At 71.2% G+C, this 16,585-nt stretch carries 13 protein-coding genes and 1 riboswitch; of the genes, 6 read left to right on the forward strand and 7 right to left on the reverse strand.

What is annotated here, in order from left to right:
- The first annotated feature begins 170 nt into the window (after positions 1-170).
- On the forward strand, positions 171-1,460 hold the full coding sequence (locus ABZT93_RS01820; RefSeq protein WP_356097350.1) for a hypothetical protein: 1,290 nt from the start codon (positions 171-173) through the stop codon (positions 1,458-1,460).
- Positions 1,461-1,542: 82 nt separating this feature from the next.
- Entirely contained in the window at positions 1,543-2,073 is a 531-nt protein-coding gene (locus ABZT93_RS01825) for a DoxX family protein (RefSeq protein ID WP_356097353.1), read from the forward strand.
- Positions 2,074-2,139: 66 nt separating this feature from the next.
- On the opposite strand, the gene ABZT93_RS01830 is transcribed toward ABZT93_RS01825, so the two are convergent.
- On the reverse strand, positions 2,140-2,400 hold the full coding sequence (locus tag ABZT93_RS01830) for a hypothetical protein (protein ID WP_356097356.1): 261 nt from the start codon (positions 2,398-2,400) through the stop codon (positions 2,140-2,142).
- Positions 2,387-3,913, reverse strand: a complete 1,527-nt coding sequence (locus tag ABZT93_RS01835; protein ID WP_356097359.1) for a PspC domain-containing protein — start codon at positions 3,911-3,913, stop codon at positions 2,387-2,389. Before ABZT93_RS01835 ends, ABZT93_RS01830 begins: the two co-directional genes overlap by 14 nt.
- 142 nt (positions 3,914-4,055) lie before the next feature.
- Here ABZT93_RS01835 and ABZT93_RS01840 point away from each other — a divergent pair, with 142 nt between their 5' ends.
- On the forward strand, positions 4,056-5,384 hold the full coding sequence (locus ABZT93_RS01840; RefSeq protein ID WP_356097362.1) for a PspC domain-containing protein: 1,329 nt from the start codon (positions 4,056-4,058) through the stop codon (positions 5,382-5,384).
- Entirely contained in the window at positions 5,381-6,091 is a 711-nt protein-coding gene (locus tag ABZT93_RS01845) for a response regulator transcription factor (protein WP_355741718.1), read from the forward strand. Before ABZT93_RS01840 ends, ABZT93_RS01845 begins: the two co-directional genes overlap by 4 nt.
- 32 nt (positions 6,092-6,123) lie before the next feature.
- Here ABZT93_RS01845 and ABZT93_RS01850 read toward each other — a convergent pair whose 3' ends face one another.
- On the reverse strand, positions 6,124-7,185 hold the full coding sequence (locus tag ABZT93_RS01850) for an NlpC/P60 family protein (RefSeq protein ID WP_356097365.1): 1,062 nt from the start codon (positions 7,183-7,185) through the stop codon (positions 6,124-6,126).
- 454 nt (positions 7,186-7,639) lie between these two features.
- On the opposite strand from ABZT93_RS01850, the gene ABZT93_RS01855 reads away from it, so the two are divergent.
- Entirely contained in the window at positions 7,640-7,993 is a 354-nt protein-coding gene (locus ABZT93_RS01855) for a hypothetical protein (protein ID WP_356097368.1), read from the forward strand.
- On the opposite strand, the gene ABZT93_RS01860 is transcribed toward ABZT93_RS01855, so the two are convergent.
- Positions 7,971-8,954 carry a tellurite resistance/C4-dicarboxylate transporter family protein gene (locus tag ABZT93_RS01860; protein WP_356097370.1) on the reverse strand — a complete coding sequence of 328 codons (984 nt, stop codon included), beginning with the start codon at positions 8,952-8,954 and terminating at the stop codon, positions 7,971-7,973. The two genes, ABZT93_RS01855 and ABZT93_RS01860, sit on opposite strands and share 23 nt — an antisense overlap.
- A gap of 88 nt (positions 8,955-9,042) precedes the next feature.
- On the reverse strand, positions 9,043-10,176 hold the full coding sequence (locus tag ABZT93_RS01865; RefSeq protein ID WP_356097373.1) for an NlpC/P60 family protein: 1,134 nt from the start codon (positions 10,174-10,176) through the stop codon (positions 9,043-9,045).
- Between the two features lie 7 nt (positions 10,177-10,183).
- A riboswitch (cyclic di-AMP (ydaO/yuaA leader) is annotated at positions 10,184-10,345 on the reverse strand.
- 546 nt (positions 10,346-10,891) lie between these two features.
- Here ABZT93_RS01865 and pcrA point away from each other — a divergent pair.
- Complete coding sequence (pcrA, locus tag ABZT93_RS01870) at positions 10,892-13,375, forward strand: DNA helicase PcrA (RefSeq protein WP_356097376.1); 2,484 nt, start codon at positions 10,892-10,894, stop codon at positions 13,373-13,375.
- 39 nt (positions 13,376-13,414) lie between these two features.
- Here the strand turns inward: pcrA and ABZT93_RS01875 are convergent, their stop codons facing one another.
- Together ABZT93_RS01875 and ABZT93_RS01880 are read right to left on the reverse strand one after the other, a co-directional pair.
- Positions 13,415-14,956, reverse strand: a complete 1,542-nt coding sequence (locus ABZT93_RS01875) for a M23 family metallopeptidase (protein WP_356098404.1) — start codon at positions 14,954-14,956, stop codon at positions 13,415-13,417.
- Positions 14,957-15,248: 292 nt separating this feature from the next.
- Positions 15,249-16,118: an alpha/beta fold hydrolase gene (locus ABZT93_RS01880; RefSeq protein WP_356097379.1), complete on the reverse strand. Its 870-nt coding sequence runs from the start codon at positions 16,116-16,118 to the stop codon at positions 15,249-15,251.
- Positions 16,119-16,585 lie beyond the last annotated feature (467 nt).

Genomic DNA, 16,585 nt, shown 5'->3' on the forward strand with positions numbered 1-16,585 from the left:
GCCGGACGCGGGTGGTGTGCCGTAGGGCACAATTCGCTGTCATCGTGGGGGAGTTGTCCGGGGTTCTTCGTGGGGCGCGGGGCGCGGGAGCTTGAAGGTCCTGCGGTCAGTCGGCCGTGCGGTCATATGGGGCCAGAGGGCCAAGGATTGTGGGAAGGCAGGCGTCGGTCGTGGCGGTGCAGGAAGCGAGACAGAGCGCGGCCGGGGGCGTGCCCGGAGGTGTGCACGAGGGCGGCTGCACCTGTGGGGACTGCCCGCACGGGGCGCGGGCCGGACATCGGCGGGCGGTAGCCGAATTCCTGCTGAAACGGGACGAGTTCGCCGCCGGGCAGGGCCTGCCCGCGGCCGTGGCGCACTCCGCGTCGGCCTCCCGGCAATGGGTCTCGGAGGAACTGACCCAGTCCGCGGAAGCCGTGGCCGAGCGGGGGCGGGCGGAAGGCGCCGCCTGGCTCGCACGGCTGTGGCGTCGTACCGCGTACGCGGTGTGGGCCGCCGTCGTGGTGCTGCTCCTCGTCCAGGCGCTGACGGCCATCGGGGCGGGGTGGACCGCGGCGCGTACGGCCGGGCTGGTGGCCGCGCTCGTGGTCGCGGGTTCGCTGACCGCGGCGTCCTGGTTCCACCGGGCCCGGGGCGGGGTGCTCGCGCCGGTCATCGGCGAGGACAACCGGCTGTCCACCTCGCGGGCCGTCGCGGTGGCGTGGGTGCTGTTCGTCGCCTACGCGGTGCTGGTACTCGTGGGCCGGCTGGCCGCGGCCTCCGACAGCCGTGAGCGGGACACGCTGATCTCCGGGCTCGAACTGGCCCGGGGCGCGGGCGTCGTGACCGTCCTGGCCGTGGTGTGCGGGATCGCGGTGCTGGTGCGGCGGGTGATCGGGCTGCGGGTGCTCGGACAGCGGCTGCAGAAGGTACGGGCGGACCGGCCTCGCGCCGCCGACCTGCTGACGGACGACTCCGGGCGCGGAGCCTTCGCCGATATTCAGTACGTCGTGATCGGCGGGGTCGCCCTGCTGTTCGCGGGTGTGCGGCTGGCCCGGCGGCCGGATCAGCTGCCGGATCTGCCGTGGGGGCTGGCGGTGGTGGTGCTGGTGTCCGCGGCCACCTATGTGGCGGGGAAGTACGCGGAGGGCGGGCGGCCGGTGATCCTGTCCGTGGTGCGGTCACGGGAGGCCGGAGACCTGGACGGGCCCATCCGCACCGGCGACGACATCGAGATCCGGGGTGCCGGGTTCGTGCCCCCCGGGGCGCAGCGGGCGGACCGGCTGTCCCGGATGGTGGTGCGGATCGGGCCGGTGAACGTGCATGTGCCGTTGGTGCCGGTCGCCGGGGGCTTCAGCAACCCCACGGACGAGGTGCTGACCGTGCCGGTACCGGCGGATGTGGAGCCGGGACGGGTGGAGGTGCAGGTGGTGACGGCCGCCGGGGTGGAGACGAACCGGTACGCGATCGACGTGACGGATTGACATCGCATTGAGCCCCGCCGCCCTGCCGTACGTATCGTCTTGTGAGGGGTCTCGGCACGCTGTTGAGAGGCGGCTCGAAGCGATGACTCACAGTTTTCGTACAGACACGCACGCCCCCTACTACGACGAAGAACCGTCCTGGCGGGACAACATCAGCCAGTACGCCCTGCTGCCGTTGCGCATCTTCCTAGGTGTCACCTTCATCTACGCCGGCCTGGACAAGCTGACCGACAGTGCCTTCATGAAGGGCTCCGGCTCGGGCTCCATCGGCGACATGATGCGCAGCGTCCGGGACTCCTCGGCCATCCCCGCACTGGTCGACCTGTCCCTGAAGAACCCCGTCGGCTTCGGCTACGCCATCGCCTTCGGTGAACTCGCCGTCGGTATCGGCACCCTGCTGGGCATCCTCGCCCGCCTTGCCGCACTCGGCGGTGCGCTGATCTCGCTCAGCCTGTGGCTGACCGTGAGCTGGGCGTCCGACCCCTACTACTACGGCAACGATCTCGCCTACCTGATGGCCTGGCTGCCCCTCGTCCTCGCGGGTGCGTCCGTGTTCTCCGTGGACGCCGCCCTGCGCGCCCGACGACGGCAGCGGGCGGGGGGTTACCGGTAGCGCCGGTCGGCAGAGCTAGCGGAGGGGGAGCGGCCGTGGTCCGGTGCGGGCTGCCCCCCTCGGTGATCAGTGGGGCACGGGCGGCCGGGGCGCCTGGTCGTCGACCTCCGGTGGTGTCCCCGTACGTCGGCCGGCGCGGCGGTTGCGTACGGTCCTGGCCAGCAGGCCCACCGCGCCCGCGAGGCAGAGGCCGCCGACGACCATGGGGATCACCGCGAACCACGGGGTCTCCCAGGCGCCGCCCGCGTCACCGGCGTAGGTGATGCCCGCGACGGTCACGAAGAAGCCGGCGACCAGTTTTCCCGGTCGGAACTCATGACGCAGCACGGCTCACCTCCGCCTGGCCGATGCCGACCCGCAGGTCGAGGTCGAGGGTGGCGGTGTTCTTGGTGCCCGGAGCCGGTTTCAGGGTGATCTCCTTGCGCTTGCCCGGTGCCACGTCCACGTCGGCCTGGTCGTCGCCCGGCAACTGGATGTCACCCACTCCCACGTCGATGACGGCTTTCACGGTCACGTCCGAAGGCACGATCACCACCAGCCGGCCCACCCCCACCTCGGCCTCGGCCGTCACCGGCCGGCCCTTGGTGAAGTCGACGCCGGACAGGTCCAAGGTGCCTACTCCGGTGCCGAGTTCGTAGTGCTCGCGGATGTTCTGTGTCGCCGCCGGTGTCCAGTTCGTGCGGACCCAACGGGTGGTGATGTCCTTCGGCAGTGCGGCCGAGGTGGCGAGCAGGCCGGCCGTGATGATCGCCAGGAGGATCGAGCCCGCTCCGGTGCGGCCCAGGAAGGAGCTGATCGCTATGCCCAGGCCCAGGACGATCAGCGCGCAGGACAGACCGGTCTGCAGGCTGGTGCCCAGGGCGTGGTCCTGCCAGGTCGCCCCGGTGCCGAGGCCGCCCGCCAGCAGTGCGAGCAGGAAGACCCAGCCGCCGATCCAGCGGGGGCCGCGGGGCTTCGGTGGCTGGGTCCGGGCCGCCTGGAGGTCCTCGCGTCGGCTCCAGGAGGTGCCCCGGCCGATGTTGACGGCCGCCGCGATGTCACGGTCGCGGGAGTCGCTCGGGCCCCACAGATAGCCCGTGCCGCCGACGTGGGTGCCGTCCTTGACGATGGGGTCGCGCCACCAGGACGGGTAGCCGGCGGCCACCGGCGGGGCCTGTGCCTCCGGCGGAGCGTCGGCGACGGCCTGCGCGGAGAGCGGGTCGGGGTCGGGGGTGCCGCGGTTGCGCGACCAGTACCCGGCGCCCGCGAGGAGCAGGGAGAGGACCACGGCGAAGGTCAGCACGCTGGTGTTGCTCAGCATGGTGAGGAAGACCCCGCAGCCCACCAGGGCGAAGAGGACGCCGGTCAGGGCCTGGCCGTCCACCCGGCCGGTGAGCAGCTTGCGCACCTCGTTCTCGTCCTCGTCCTCGTACGGGACGAAGAGCCAGGCGAAGCCGTAGAAGATCAGGCCGATGCCGCCGGTCGCCGACAGCACGGTGAGCGTGATCCGGAAGATCACCGGGTCCATGTCGCACTGCCGCCCGAGTCCGGTGCACACCCCGGCGAGCAGCTTGTGCCGTCGGTCGCGCCGGAAGCGCAGGGGGGCCGGGGACGTGCCCTCGTCGGGGGTCGTGTCCCGGGGTGTGACGGGCGGGTCGGAGGGCGCGGTCGTCGTCCGGTGCCCGAGGGGCTCGGTGTGCGTGTCCGCCGGTGTGCCTCCTTCTTCACGCGTGCCCGCCCGCCCGTGCGCGCGCGAGGCCTCGCCGGCGTCGGCGGACGCGCCCGCGCCGGGCCCGGGGCCGGTGCCCGGGTCCGGGCCTCCGCCGGGTCCGGCGCCCGCGGCGTGCTGGTGATCTGTCATGGGTCCATGGTGACGGGCGCGAGGGCGGGACGGGAGTCGGAACGACCCTGGCCGGACCCTGATATCGGCCCTGAGAGGGCGGAGGGAAGCGTTCGGGAGGCGCGCCGTTCGAAGATCAGGGGAGTCTCGGGGGCCAACCCTGATGCCCCCGCATCCTGGCCGTGTGACCATCGATGGCATGCCGGAAGCCGCAGCAGCGCCACTCGTCGAACCGCGGCCGCCGCGCAAGCTCTACCGCAGCAGTGACGGACGCTGGCTGGGTGGTGTGGCGCGGGGGCTCGCCGGGCATCTCGGGCTGCCCGTGATCTGGGTGCGGCTGGTCTTCGTCGGCCTGTTCATGGCGGACGGCCTCGGCGCGTTGCTGTACGCCGCGTTCTGGTTCTTCGTGCCGCTCGGCGTCGGCGGGGTCGGCGGGCAGAAGCCCCCCTCCCTGGTCACCACCGAGACCTCGCCCGACGGCCGCCGCAGACTGGTCGCCCGCCGCCCGGACCGGGGCCAGATCGTGGCCCTGCTGCTCATGGTCGTCGTGGCCATGGTCTTCGTCGGTAATGTCAACGTGGGCAATGGAGCCAAGGCCTACCTCTGGCCCGCCGTGCTGGTCGGCGCGGGCGTCGCCCTGGTCTGGCGCCAGGCGGACAACGCCCGCCGGGCCCGCTGGATGGAGGTGGGCCGCCGTCGGCGCACCCTGACGCTGCTGCGAGCCGCGGGCGGCGTCCTCCTCGTCACCGCCGGTGTCTCCGGGGTCTTCGTCCTCCAGGGCTCCGCCGCCCACCTAGGCTCCGTTCTCCAGGCGGCTCTCGCGGTCCTCGTCGGGATAACGCTCCTCGCGGGGCCGTATCTCGTCCGCATGACCCAGGACCTCTCCGAGGAGCGCCTGATGCGCATCCGTGCCCAGGAGCGCGCGGAGGTCGCGGCCCACGTCCACGACTCGGTGCTGCACACCCTGACCCTGATCCAGCGCAATGCGGAGAACGCGTCCGAGGTGCGCCGCCTCGCCCGCGCCCAGGAGCGCGACCTGCGCACCTGGCTGTACAAACCCGAGGGCACCGGCAAGGACGAGGCCGACGAACCCACCGACCTCGCCGACGCCGTCCGGCGCAACGCGGCCGAGGTCGAGGACAAGCACGGCGTCCCCATAGAGGTGGTCGTCGTCGGAGACTGCCCGCTCGACGAGAGAACCGGCGCGCAGATGCAGGCCGCGCGTGAGGCGATGGTCAACGCCGCCAAGTACGGTGGCGAGGGCGGCGCCGTACAGGTCTACGCCGAAGTCGAGGGCAGGACGGTCTTCGTGTCCGTCCGGGACCGCGGCCCCGGCTTCGACCTCGACTCGATACCCGCCGACCGGATGGGTGTCAGAGAATCGATCATCGGCCGCATGGAGCGCCATGGCGGCACGGCCCGGCTGCGTGCGGTGCCGGGCGGCGGCACGGAGGTCGAGCTGGAGATGGAGAGGGCGGAGAAGACGTCATGAGCGACGAGGCGAACGGCACGGCGGAGGTCACGGGGGGCGCGGACGGGCGCCGGGTGCGTGTGGTCCTCGTCGACGACCACCGCATGTTCCGTACGGGCGTCCAGGCCGAGATCGGCCGGACCGAGGAGACCGGCGTCGAGGTGGTCGGGGAGGCCGCGGACGTCGACCAGGCCGTCACCGTCATCACCGCGACCCGTCCCGAGGTCGTTCTCCTCGACGTCCATCTCCCGGGCGGCGGTGGGGTCGAGGTCCTGCGCCGGTGCGCCCCGTTGATGGCCGACGCCGAACAGCCCGTCCGCTTCCTGGCCCTGTCCGTCTCGGACGCGGCCGAGGACGTGATCGGAGTGATCCGGGGCGGTGCGCGCGGCTATGTGACGAAGACGATCACCGGCACGGACCTCGTCGACTCCGTCTTCCGGGTCCAGGAGGGCGACGCGGTCTTCTCGCCGCGCCTGGCCGGCTTCGTCCTGGACGCCTTCGCCTCCACCGACGCCCCGCCGGTCGACGAGGACATGGACCGCCTCACCCAGCGCGAGCGCGAGGTGCTGAGGCTCATCGCGCGCGGTTACGCGTACAAGGAGATCGCCAAGCAGCTGTTCATCTCGGTGAAGACGGTCGAGTCCCATGTCTCGGCGGTGCTGCGGAAGCTGCAGCTGTCGAACCGTCACGAGCTGACGCGGTGGGCGACGGCGCGACGGCTGGTCTGACGCACGCCCTCGCCCGCTCACACCCCGCCCGCTCACACCACGCGCGTGGCCCCCGCGAACGGCATCTCGTCGATCGGTGCCACCCGCACCGGTGCCGAGGGGTTCGGGGCGTGGATCATCTGCCCGTTGCCGATGTAGAGGCCGACGTGGCTGATGCCCGAGTAGAAGAACACCAGGTCGCCGGGGAGGAGTTCGGAGCGGGAGACCCGCCGGCCGGCGTCGATCTGGGCGTAGGTCGTGCGGGGCAGGGAGACACCGGAGGAGCGGTACGCGGCCTGGATGAGGCCCGAGCAGTCGAAGGCGTCCGGCCCGGTGGCACCCCAGACGTAGGGGCTGCCCAGCTTGGCGTAGGCGTACGAAACGGCAGCCGCGGCACGGGAGTCGGGGGCTCCCGTGGCGGCCGCTCCGGGGCCCGTCAGTTCCTCGCGTGCGCCCGTCGTGGCCCGTGAGGCGCGATCCTGGCCGCTCCCGAGCACCGACCGTTCCTCGGCCGACAGCTGGGACATCAGTCGGCGGACCGCGCCCAGTTTGCCGGTGATCGTCTTCTTGTGCCGTTTCAGCTCCGTCTGACGCGACTTCAGCGAGGCCAGCTCGATGTGCGCGGCCCCGCGCAGCTGCTCGATCTCCCGCAACTGCCGGCGTACGTCCGCCACGGAGGCGGCCTGGCGCGTACCGGCTCGCTCGACGAACTCGGCGCTGTCCAGGTACCGGTCGGGGTCGTCCGTCAACGCGAGCTGCATCGCGGGGTCGAGGCCGCCGCCCCGGTACTGGGCCGCGGCGATCGTGCCCAGCGTGTCCCGCGCCTCGTTGAGCTGCTCCGTCCTGCGGGCCGCCTCGTCCCGCAGGGTGTCCAGCCGGGTCTCGGCCGCCTCCGCCTTCTCCTTCGCCCCGTTGTACTTCTCCGTGGCGGCCTCGGCCTCCTGGTACAGCCGGTCCACCTTCGCCTTGACCTGCTCCGGAGTGAGCTGCGGCTCGGCGTGTCCGATCCCGTTGAACCCCGTCGCGCTCGCGGCCCCCGCGAGGGCGATCGTCGCTGCCGTACGGACCGTGTGACCGCCGGCCGAGCGGCTGTGGGGCTTGCGGTGTGCTGCCAAGTGGACTGCACGTCCCTTCCTACGATCGGCCGCCCCGGGGCTCACGGACGTACGAACGCCAGGGGGAGCGGCCGTACGACCGCCCGGGGCGGTGTGCGCGTCCGGCGACGGCCTGCACAGGGGGAGCGGGCCGCCGCCGGACCTTCTCGGCGGTGGTGGCCGACTGCCGCCCCTGGCCCGGGCGGCGGTGGGGAGCCGGTCACCTGGTGGAGGACGCTAAACCGACCGTGTCCGGGAGGTAACGCGTTGTGCGGAAGTGCCGCCAGGGGACCGCCGGGTGACCGAAGGTGACCGTGATCCCGGGGTGGCATCGTCGACTTCGCGCGGTGCGCTGACCGAAGTAAGGATTCCGGGACCCGTGACCGGCGGGGAGTGCTATGGGTCGCATATATGCAACATCTGCTCAAGGGGCCGGTGCGAGTGTCCCTCGCGCCCCGGCATAGGCTCCGGCCCCATGGACGTACTCATCCATCTCTTCGTCGGCCTGCACATCATCGGTATCGCCTCGCTCCTCGGAGGCTTCCTCACCCAGATGAAGGCGATGGGCCAGGGCGCCGCCCGGTTCGTTCCCGCGATGCTGCACGGCGCCGCGACGATGCTGGTCACCGGGGTGATCCTGGTCGGCCTCAACCAGGCCGACGACCAGCACGTCAACAACATCAAGATCGGCGTGAAGCTGGCCCTGCTGATCGTGATCCTCGGTCTCGTCTATGTGAAGCGGGACGACGAGAAGGTGGACAAGAGCCTGTTCGGCCTGGTCGGAGCGCTGACCACGGCCAATGTCTTCATCGCGGTGCTGTGGACCTGACGGCGGCACGAGCGGAGTCGGCCGCCCCGGCCGCGACGGCCAGCCAGGCCGCCACGGAGATCCACAGCAGCACCTCACCCGGTGTCCGGAGCGACGGGACGTCCACGGCGGCGGAGACCGACAGAGCCGCCACCGCGGCCATGCCCATGGGGAACACGGTGGCCCAGCGGCGCACGTCGTAGCGCAGACGCGGCCGTACGAACTCGGCCGCCAGCAGGACGGCGTACCAGGCCAGGTCGAGCACCAGCAGGGCGACGGTCACCGCGCGCAGGACGCCGAGGTCGTCATCGTTCCACAGGTACAGGCTTGCGCTGTCCGCGGCGATCAGCTTCGAGCCGGCGAGCGCCGAGATGGCGAGCGCGCCGCCCGCGATCCACTGGTCGCCCGGTCCCTCCAGCACCTGGCGCAGATCGAAGCGGAAGAGCGCGACAACGTAGAGGACCAGGCCGAGCCAGAACAGCACGAGCGCCGCGTGCGCGAGCCAGGCCGCTGACTCTGCCGGGGCGAGCGTGGCGCCGAGGACCGCGAGGCCCTGGGTGGCGACACAGCAGAGGAACACCCCGCCGGGCATCCGCCGCGTCCAGCGCCCCACGACGAGCACGAGCAGCACCGGCCACAGCAGCGCGGACAGGGCCAGCAGCGCCTCGGCGAGGGTCTGCCGGCCGAGTGCCGAGAACCGGGTGCCGAGGACGGTGGTCGCCGCCACGGCCGTCAGGGCGCCCGGTGTTCCGGCGTCCACGGCCCATCGCGAGCGCTCCCGCAGCAGTAGTACGGCGAACTCGGCGGCCAGCCCGAGCCAGGCCGCGCAACCGAGCACCAGGGCGATCCGGGACAGCGTCTCGTGCCCGGTCAGACCGAGCCCGAGCGACACGATGCCGGTCGCCATCACCGCCGCCCCGGCCGCGGGCGGGCGCCGCGTCCACCAGGCGCGCAGGGGGGAGTGGGGGGAGGTACCGGACATGTGCCGATGCTAGGAAGTTCCCCGTGCCGTGCGGACGGGGCGCGCACGCGCGCGTGCGGAAATGCACGCGAGTGCGGGCTGTGCGACCTCAGGCCGGGCGGACCACGCTGTGGATCCCCGACTCGCCGTCGTAGTAGATCGACTCCTCGCGGACGTACGCGCCCGGCTTGGGGGCGTGGATCATCATGCCGTTGCCGATGTAGAGGCCGACGTGGCTGATGTCGTCGTAGAAGAAGACCAGGTCACCGGGTTGGGCGTCGGCCAGGGAGACCGTGGTGCCGGCGTTGACCTGGTCGTAGGTGACGCGGGGGAGGTCTACGCCCGCCGCCTTCCAGGCGGCCTGGGTGAGCCCCGAGCAGTCGTAGGAGTCGGGGCCGGTGGCGCCCCAGACGTACGGCTTGCCGATCTGCGCGCGGGCGAAGGCGAGGGCCTTGGCGGCCTTGGTGGCGTACGAGGAGTCGGGCGCCGTCGACGTGCTCTGCTGCGGGGCGGCGGTCTCCTGTGCGGCCTTCTCGGCCGCCGCCTGCTGCTGCGCCAGCTCCGCCGCCTTGCGGGCCGCCTCCTGCTGCTTGCGCTGCTCGATCGCCGCGAGCCGCGCCTTCTCCTGGGCGGTCAGCTCCGACAGCAGCTCGCGCGCGTCGGCGAGCTTCTTCTGGACGGTCGCCTTGGCGGTCTTCAGGTCGCTCTGCGTCTCGCTGAGCGACTGAAGGCTCTGCGAGGCCTCCTGGCGCTTCTTCATCGTCGCGGACTGCTCGGAGACGAAGTCGTCGACCGCGCCCTTCTGGCGGCTCGTCAAGCGGCCCATGAGCTGTGTCTGGTCGAAGTAGTCCTGCGGGGTGTCGGCGAGCAGGAAGGTCGCCGTGTCGGGCGCGGAGGCACCGGTGCGGTACTGGGCCGCGGCGAAGGACCCGAGTTCCTCGCGTGCCTTGTTGAGCTTCTGGGTGCGCTGGGCGACGTCGTCGAGGAGCGTGTCGACCTGCTTGCGCTGCTTGGCCGTCTTCTCCTTCGCCGCGTTGTAGCCGTCGGTCGCCGACTCGGCCTGGCGGTAGAGGTCGTCGACCTTCTTCTCGACCTCTTCGAGACTCGGCTTGTCATCGGCCGGCGCGGCGTTCGCCGACTGGGACAGCAGGGCCACGGAGGTGAGGGCGGCCGTCGCGAGGGCCGGGGTCCGTATGCCTGCCATGCGCGTACCGACGGGACGCGACTTGCGGTGCGACGCCAAGGGAGGCGACTCCTTCCGATGCTCCGCCTACCGGGTTAGCTGTCGGGTTCGGGCGGGAAGGGTTGCCCTACGGCGCTCCCCTGCGCGGGAGTCGGCCGATTCACCCCGGGTTCGGTGGGTCCCCGGCTCCGGGCGCGCGGCGGCGCTGCGGACTCGGCGGAGGCCGTGCGGCCCGGCGAGGTTCGCCGGAGGGGGTCGTACGGCCTGTCCGGAACGGTAACCAACTGGTGTGGCCCCTGTGAAGGTTGATGTTCGATATGCCCGATACATTTTCGTGACCTTCGTCCCAGGGGGCGCTTCGCCTCGCGAATTCGCGGCGATCTGGGATGCCTTGGGGCTATTTTCGGTGGCGCGATGCCGTCTGCTCGCCTTTTGGGGCTGGTTTCAGGGGCCGGTTTCAGGGGCCGCCGTAGCCGGGGGCGGGTTGGTCTTCACCTGGCGGTCGGCCGGGCCTGTGCCTGTGCCGTGACGAAGGTCTCGCACGGCAGGCGCAGGGACGTGAGGGTGGCCGGTCCCGGCGGGCGTGGCCGTCGGCCAGGAGGCCAGGAGGCCAGGAGGCCAGGAAGCCAGGAAGCCAGGAAGTCCGGAGGTCCGGAGGTCCGGAGCCCAGGAGGGCGCCAGGAGGTCCGGTCGGAAGATCATCGGGTTCTGGTACGGGTGGATGTTCTCGGGGCGGCGGCGGGCTGTCAGTGGGGAGCCCTAGACTCGGAGAGCGATGAGCAGCCTCTTTGACGACAGCTTCCTGGCGGACCTCCAGGCCCCTCGCGGGCATGGGGAGGAACCCCCGCCGCCGCCCGAGGACGAGCACGGACCGGAGCAGGTTCCGGACGACCTGTTCGGTGGGAAGTTCGACGTGCCCCCCGACCGGGACGCCTACTACCGCGACGGCGCCCCGCGCCCGGTGGTGGACCCGGCCACGCTCCTGGAGGGGCTGAACGAGAACCAGCGCGCGGCCGTCGTGCACTCCGGCTCCCCGCTGCTCATCGTGGCCGGTGCCGGCTCCGGCAAGACCCGGGTGCTCACCCACCGCATCGCCCACCTCCTCGGCGAGCGCAATGTCCACCCGGGCCAGATCCTCGCGATCACCTTCACCAACAAGGCCGCGGGCGAGATGAAGGAGCGCGTCGAGCAGCTCGTCGGCCCGCGCGCGAACGCGATGTGGGTCATGACCTTCCACAGCGCGTGCGTGCGGATCCTGCGCAGGGAGTCGAAGAAGCTCGGGTTCACCTCCTCCTTCTCGATCTACGACGCCGCCGACTCCAAGCGGCTCATGGCGCTGGTCTGCCGTGACCTGGACCTCGACCCCAAGAAATTCCCGCCGAAGTCCTTCAGCGCCAAGATCAGCAACCTGAAGAACGAGCTGATCGACGAGGAGGACTTCGCCGCCCAGGCCACCGACGGCTTCGAGAAGACCCTCGCCCAGGCCTACGCGATGTACCAGTCGCGCCTCCGCGAGGCGAACGCTCTCGACTTCGACGACCTGATCATGACGACGGTCAACCTGCTCCGGGCGTTCCCCGATGTCTCCGAGCACTACCGCCGCCGCTTCCGGCATGTCCTCGTCGACGAGTACCAGGACACCAACCATGCGCAGTACGCGCTGGTCAGGGAGCTGGTAGGGACCTCCGAGCATCCGGTGGACGTACCGCCGAGCGAGCACGACCTGCCGCCCGCCGAGCTCTGTGTCGTCGGTGACGCCGACCAGTCGATCTACGCCTTCCGCGGCGCGACCATCCGCAACATCCTCCAGTTCGAGGAGGACTACCCCAACGCGACCACGATCCTGCTGGAGCAGAACTACCGCTCCACCCAGACGATCCTCACCGCCGCCAACGCCGTCATCGAGCGCAACGAGTCCCGCCGCCCCAAGAACCTGTGGACCAACGCGGGCGCGGGTGCGCGCATCACCGGCTATGTCGCCGACACCGAGCACGACGAGGCGCAGTTCGTCGCCGACGAGATAGACCGCCTCACGGACGCGGGCGACGCGAAGGCCGGCGATGTCGCCGTCTTCTACCGCACCAACGCCCAGTCCCGTGTCTTCGAAGAGGTCTTCATCCGTGTCGGCCTGCCCTACAAGGTCGTCGGCGGCGTCCGCTTCTACGAGCGCAAGGAGGTCCGGGACGTCCTGGCCTACCTGCGCGTCCTCGCCAACCCCGAGGACTCGGTGCCCCTGCGCCGGATCCTCAACGTCCCCAAGCGCGGCATCGGTGACCGTGCCGAGGCGATGATCGACGCCCTGTCCCAGCGCGAGAAGATCAGCTTCCCGCAGGCCCTCAAGCGCGTCGACGAGGCGTACGGCATGGCCGCGCGCTCCACCAACGCCGTGAAGCGGTTCAACGTGCTGATGGAGGAGCTCCGTACGATCGTCGAGTCCGGCGCGGGCCCGGCGACCGTCCTGGAAGCGGTGCTCGAACGCACCGGCTACCTCGCCGAGTTGCAGGCCTCCACCGACCCGCAGGACGAGACCCGTATCGAGAACCTTCAGGAACTCGCCGCCGTGGCCCTGGAGTTCGAGCAGGAGTCGGGCGAGGGCGAGGAGCCCGGCTCGCTCTCCGACTTCCTGGAGCGGGTCGCGCTCGTCGCCGACTCCGACCAGATCCCCGACGAGGACGAGGACGGCTCCGGAGTCATCACCCTGATGACCCTGCACACCGCCAAGGGCCTGGAGTTCCCGGTCGTCTTCCTCACCGGCATGGAGGACGGCGTCTTCCCGCACATGCGCGCCCTCGGCCAGACCAAGGAGCTGGAGGAGGAGCGGCGCCTGGCGTACGTCGGGATCACGCGCGCGCGTGAGCGGCTGTATCTGACCCGGTCCTCCCTGCGCAGCGCGTGGGGGCAGCCGTCGTACAACCCGCCCTCCCGCTTCCTCGAGGAGATCCCGGCGCAGCACGTCGACTGGAAGCGCACGGGCGCGGTCGGTTCTCCCGCGGGGCCGGTCTCCGGGGTCGCCGCGTCGCTGTCGTCGTCCCGTTCCCGCTCCTCGGCGTCGGGCGCGTCCGGCTTCGCGACGCGCCGGACCTCGGAGAAGCCGGTGGTGGCCCTGGCCGTCGGCGACCGTGTCACCCACGACCAGTTCGGTCTCGGCACGGTGGTCGGGGTGAAGGGCACGGGCGCGAACGCCGAGGCGACCATCGACTTCGGGGAAGCGAAGCCGAAGCGGCTGCTGCTGCGGTACGCGCCGGTGGAGAAGCTGTAGCTGAAGCTGTAGCCGAGAAAGGGGGCTGGTCCCGAGGGGTTACGTCGGGTCCAGCCCGTGGCTGCGCAGCCACGGCAAGGGGTCTATGGCCGAACCGCCCGCCGGGTGCACCTCCAGGTGCAGGTGCGGGCCGGTCGAGTTGCCCGAGTTGCCGGAGTACGCGATCGGGTCGCCGGCCTTGACCGTCGTACCGGAGGCGACGCGGTAGCTGGAGAGGTGGCAGTACCACGTCTCCGTGCCGTCCTTCGCCGTCACGACCAGCATGTTGCCGTACGCGCTGTTCCACTGCGTCCGGACGGTGCCGTCGGTCACGGCCATCACTGTCGTGCCGTACGACACCGGGAAGTCGATGCCGGTGTGGACGGACATCCAGTTGACGCCGGACTGGCCGAAGTAGGCGCTGAGACCGCGCTGCGCGACCGGAAGAGCGAACTTCGGGCGCAACCGCTCCTTGCGGGCCGCCTCCTCCGCCGCCTTCCTCTTCTCGGCCACCTGCTGCGCCTTGAGGTCGATGCGTTCCTGCGTACGGCTGGCCCGGTCGGCGAAGTCGTCGGCACCGGCCGAAAGGCTCTCGAGCTGGGTGTCCAGCTTGTTGTTCGCGATGGCAGGGTGGACGGCGGTCGTGTCCGCGAGGGTCGTCGAGGTGTCCTTGTCGTCGCCGGTCAGCGTGCCCACCGAGGCGGCGGCGATCCCGGCGACACCCATGACACACGCCGAGGGGACGGCGATCGTCAGCAGCGCGGAGCGCTTGGCGGGCATACGGCGGCGGGAGCGGTTGGCGTTGCGCGCGGCGACGCGGGACCCGGGAGCGGCGGCCGGGGCCGCGGGGGCCTCTTCCTGGTCGTCCAGGAGCGGGGCGTCGGCGTCGTGGACGGCGGGCAGCTCGCCGGTGGCGGTGGCGGTAGCGTCCGGCTCACCGTCGTGCGAGAGGCGTTCGGCGTAGGCGTCGCCGTAAGGATTCGCCTCGTCGTACGTGTGGCCCTGGCCCTCGTCGTACGCGTGGTTCTCGTCGAACGGGTGGTTCTCGTCGTACCCGACCTGCTCGAAGCCGGCCGTCGGCTGCGGGTCGGCCGCCGTGCCGTCGGAGTTCCACTGCGTGGCGTCGTACGCCCCGGTGTCGAAGGTCTGCGTGCCCCATTCCCAGTGCTGGGTCTGGTCGGCCGGGCCCGCGGACCGGTCCGGCTGGTGCCAGGAACTCGTGTCCCACTGGCCGCTGTGGTCGGGGCTGCCGGCCTGCGGCGGGATCGCGGCGAGCTGCTGGTGGTCGGCGCCCCACTGCGTGGCGTCGTACGCGCCGGTGTCGTAGGCGGCGTGGTGCTGGGCCGCGTACATGTCGTAGTTCAGGGTCTGGTGGCCACCCGTGGTCCACGTCGAGGCGTCGTACGAACCGGTGGCGTCGCCCGGCATGTCGCCGAAGAGCGGGTCGGTCGCGAAGGTGCCGGTGGTGTGCGCGCCGGTGGCGTCGAAACCGGTGGCGTCATAGCCGCCGTACGTGGTGAGGTCTCCGTACTGGGCCTCCTGGGTGCCGTACGGCGCACAGTGCGACGAGTCGGCGTCAGAAGCCGGAGCCGGGGTGGTCATGGTCCCCGACGGGTGACGGTCGTTCACCAACTTCTCTTTCGCCTCGACAACAGGGGCTGCCAGAGCAGTGCGGCGACTGTACCCGGCGGTATGCGGGCGCGACAATCTTCAACTGGTTTCGAGCGCGAAGGAAACGGGCATTCGGCCGTGTTTCGGGGGACTGCGGGCGGGAGTTTGGCTCTGTGTTCGAAGGTTGTTCGACGTCGATCCGTGCTCCGGTGACTGTCGAGGTGCTGTCGGCGGCCTGTGGGACGAGGTGTCGGCGACTCGGATCCGGTGGGTGATATGACCGTTATGCCACGGTAAGCCCGCTCGCGCGGTCGGCCGTCTCCTCCCCGGGTCGCGCGGTGTCGAGCACCTGCCGTATGCCGGTGGCGACAGCGGGGTGCACGGGCAGCGCGAGATGTCCGACCCCGCTCACCTGGACGTTCTCCGCCATCAGGTCCGCATGGTCGATACAGGCGGCCTCCAGCGGGTCCATCAGGTGGTCGAGGTCGCTCCAGAAGCTGACGAAGTACGTACGGCAGCCCGGGGCCGGCTGAGTGAGCTCCTCGAGCAATTCCGAGCCGGGGCGCATCTGGCGCACGATCGGGTGCGCGTTCGCCAGCGGTACCACCCGGGTGCCGGAGTGCGGGGTGCCGAGTGTCACCAGCGTGCGGACCCGCGTGTCGCCGGCGAGGCGTTGTACGTAGTACCGCGCTATCAGGCCGCCGAGGCTGTGCCCGACGACGTCGACCCGCTCACTGCCCGTGCGCTCGCAGATTCCCTCTATGTGCCGGCCGAGCAGCTCCGCCGCGGCGCGGATGTCGCAGGTCAACGGGGAGTAATTGAGCGACTCGATCTGCTGCCTGCCGTGCTGGGCGAGGCTGCGGCGCAGGAGTACGAAGACCGAGCGGTTGTCGATGAAGCCGTGCAGCAGGACGACCGGGGGCTTGGCCTCCGTCGGCAGCTGCGCGGCCCCGTCCTCCGGTGCGGGGAGCGAGGGCAGGGGGGAGCGGCGCTCCTGGGTGATGCCGGACGGGTACAGGAGGAGATGTCCCGCGAGGATCGCGATCTCGAGCGCGGTCGCCTTCAGGAGGGCCAGGGACAGTCCCGCCAGCCGGGCGGGGAGCAGACGCTGACACAGCGGGAGCAAGGGCAGCGCCGCCTTGGTGACCTTCATGGCCGACCTCCTGTCGGCACACGGGAGGACTGCTCCGTCCCCCGTGTGCGCTCATGGGGAGGCGCGGCGAAGGTCGTCGTCGACACCGACGTGGCGCGAATGGGGCGCGGGGGACGGGTGCGGCGGTCGGCGCTCGGTTCCGGGGCCGCCGGGTGGGTCGGCGGAGCTGACGGAACCGGTGGTGCGGGCGATGCCGACGGTGCCGGTGTTTGTCCCGGTCGTATCGGTGGTGCCGATGGTGCTCGCAGTGCTGGTGGTGCGCCGGTGACGTGAGGAGTGGCCTTGTCGGTGTGGCGACGAGGCTCCCCGCGGTCGTGCCTTGCCTGTCCTACGTGCCCTTCGTGCCGTCGCCGGCGCGCCGCACCGCCGTGACGCGCGTCCTGCGGCGCGACGGTGCGGCGACCTCGTTGCGGCTCCCGAACGTGTCCCACCATGTAATTTCCCCCTCGGCGACGATTGTGAAACTG

The organism is Streptomyces sp. NPDC005303 (assembly GCF_040607335.1).
Classification (GTDB): Bacteria; Actinomycetota; Actinomycetes; order Streptomycetales; family Streptomycetaceae; genus Streptomyces.

What these genes read in the sequence shown, in the direction of transcription:
- ABZT93_RS01825 (WP_356097353.1), top strand. Translation starts at nt 1,543, where the DNA reads ATGACTCACAGTTTTCGTACAGACACGCACGCCCCCTACTACGACGAA.
- ABZT93_RS01835 (WP_356097359.1), bottom strand. Translation starts at nt 3,913, where the DNA reads ATGACAGATCACCAGCACGCCGCGGGCGCCGGACCCGGCGGAGGCCCG.
- ABZT93_RS01840 (WP_356097362.1), top strand. Translation starts at nt 4,056, where the DNA reads ATGCCCCCGCATCCTGGCCGTGTGACCATCGATGGCATGCCGGAAGCC.
- ABZT93_RS01845 (WP_355741718.1), top strand. Translation starts at nt 5,381, where the DNA reads ATGAGCGACGAGGCGAACGGCACGGCGGAGGTCACGGGGGGCGCGGAC.
- ABZT93_RS01855 (WP_356097368.1), top strand. Translation starts at nt 7,640, where the DNA reads ATGGACGTACTCATCCATCTCTTCGTCGGCCTGCACATCATCGGTATC.
- ABZT93_RS01860 (WP_356097370.1), bottom strand. Translation starts at nt 8,954, where the DNA reads ATGTCCGGTACCTCCCCCCACTCCCCCCTGCGCGCCTGGTGGACGCGG.
- pcrA (WP_356097376.1), top strand. Translation starts at nt 10,892, where the DNA reads ATGAGCAGCCTCTTTGACGACAGCTTCCTGGCGGACCTCCAGGCCCCT.
- ABZT93_RS01875 (WP_356098404.1), bottom strand. Translation starts at nt 14,956, where the DNA reads ATGACCACCCCGGCTCCGGCTTCTGACGCCGACTCGTCGCACTGTGCG.
- ABZT93_RS01880 (WP_356097379.1), bottom strand. Translation starts at nt 16,118, where the DNA reads ATGAAGGTCACCAAGGCGGCGCTGCCCTTGCTCCCGCTGTGTCAGCGT.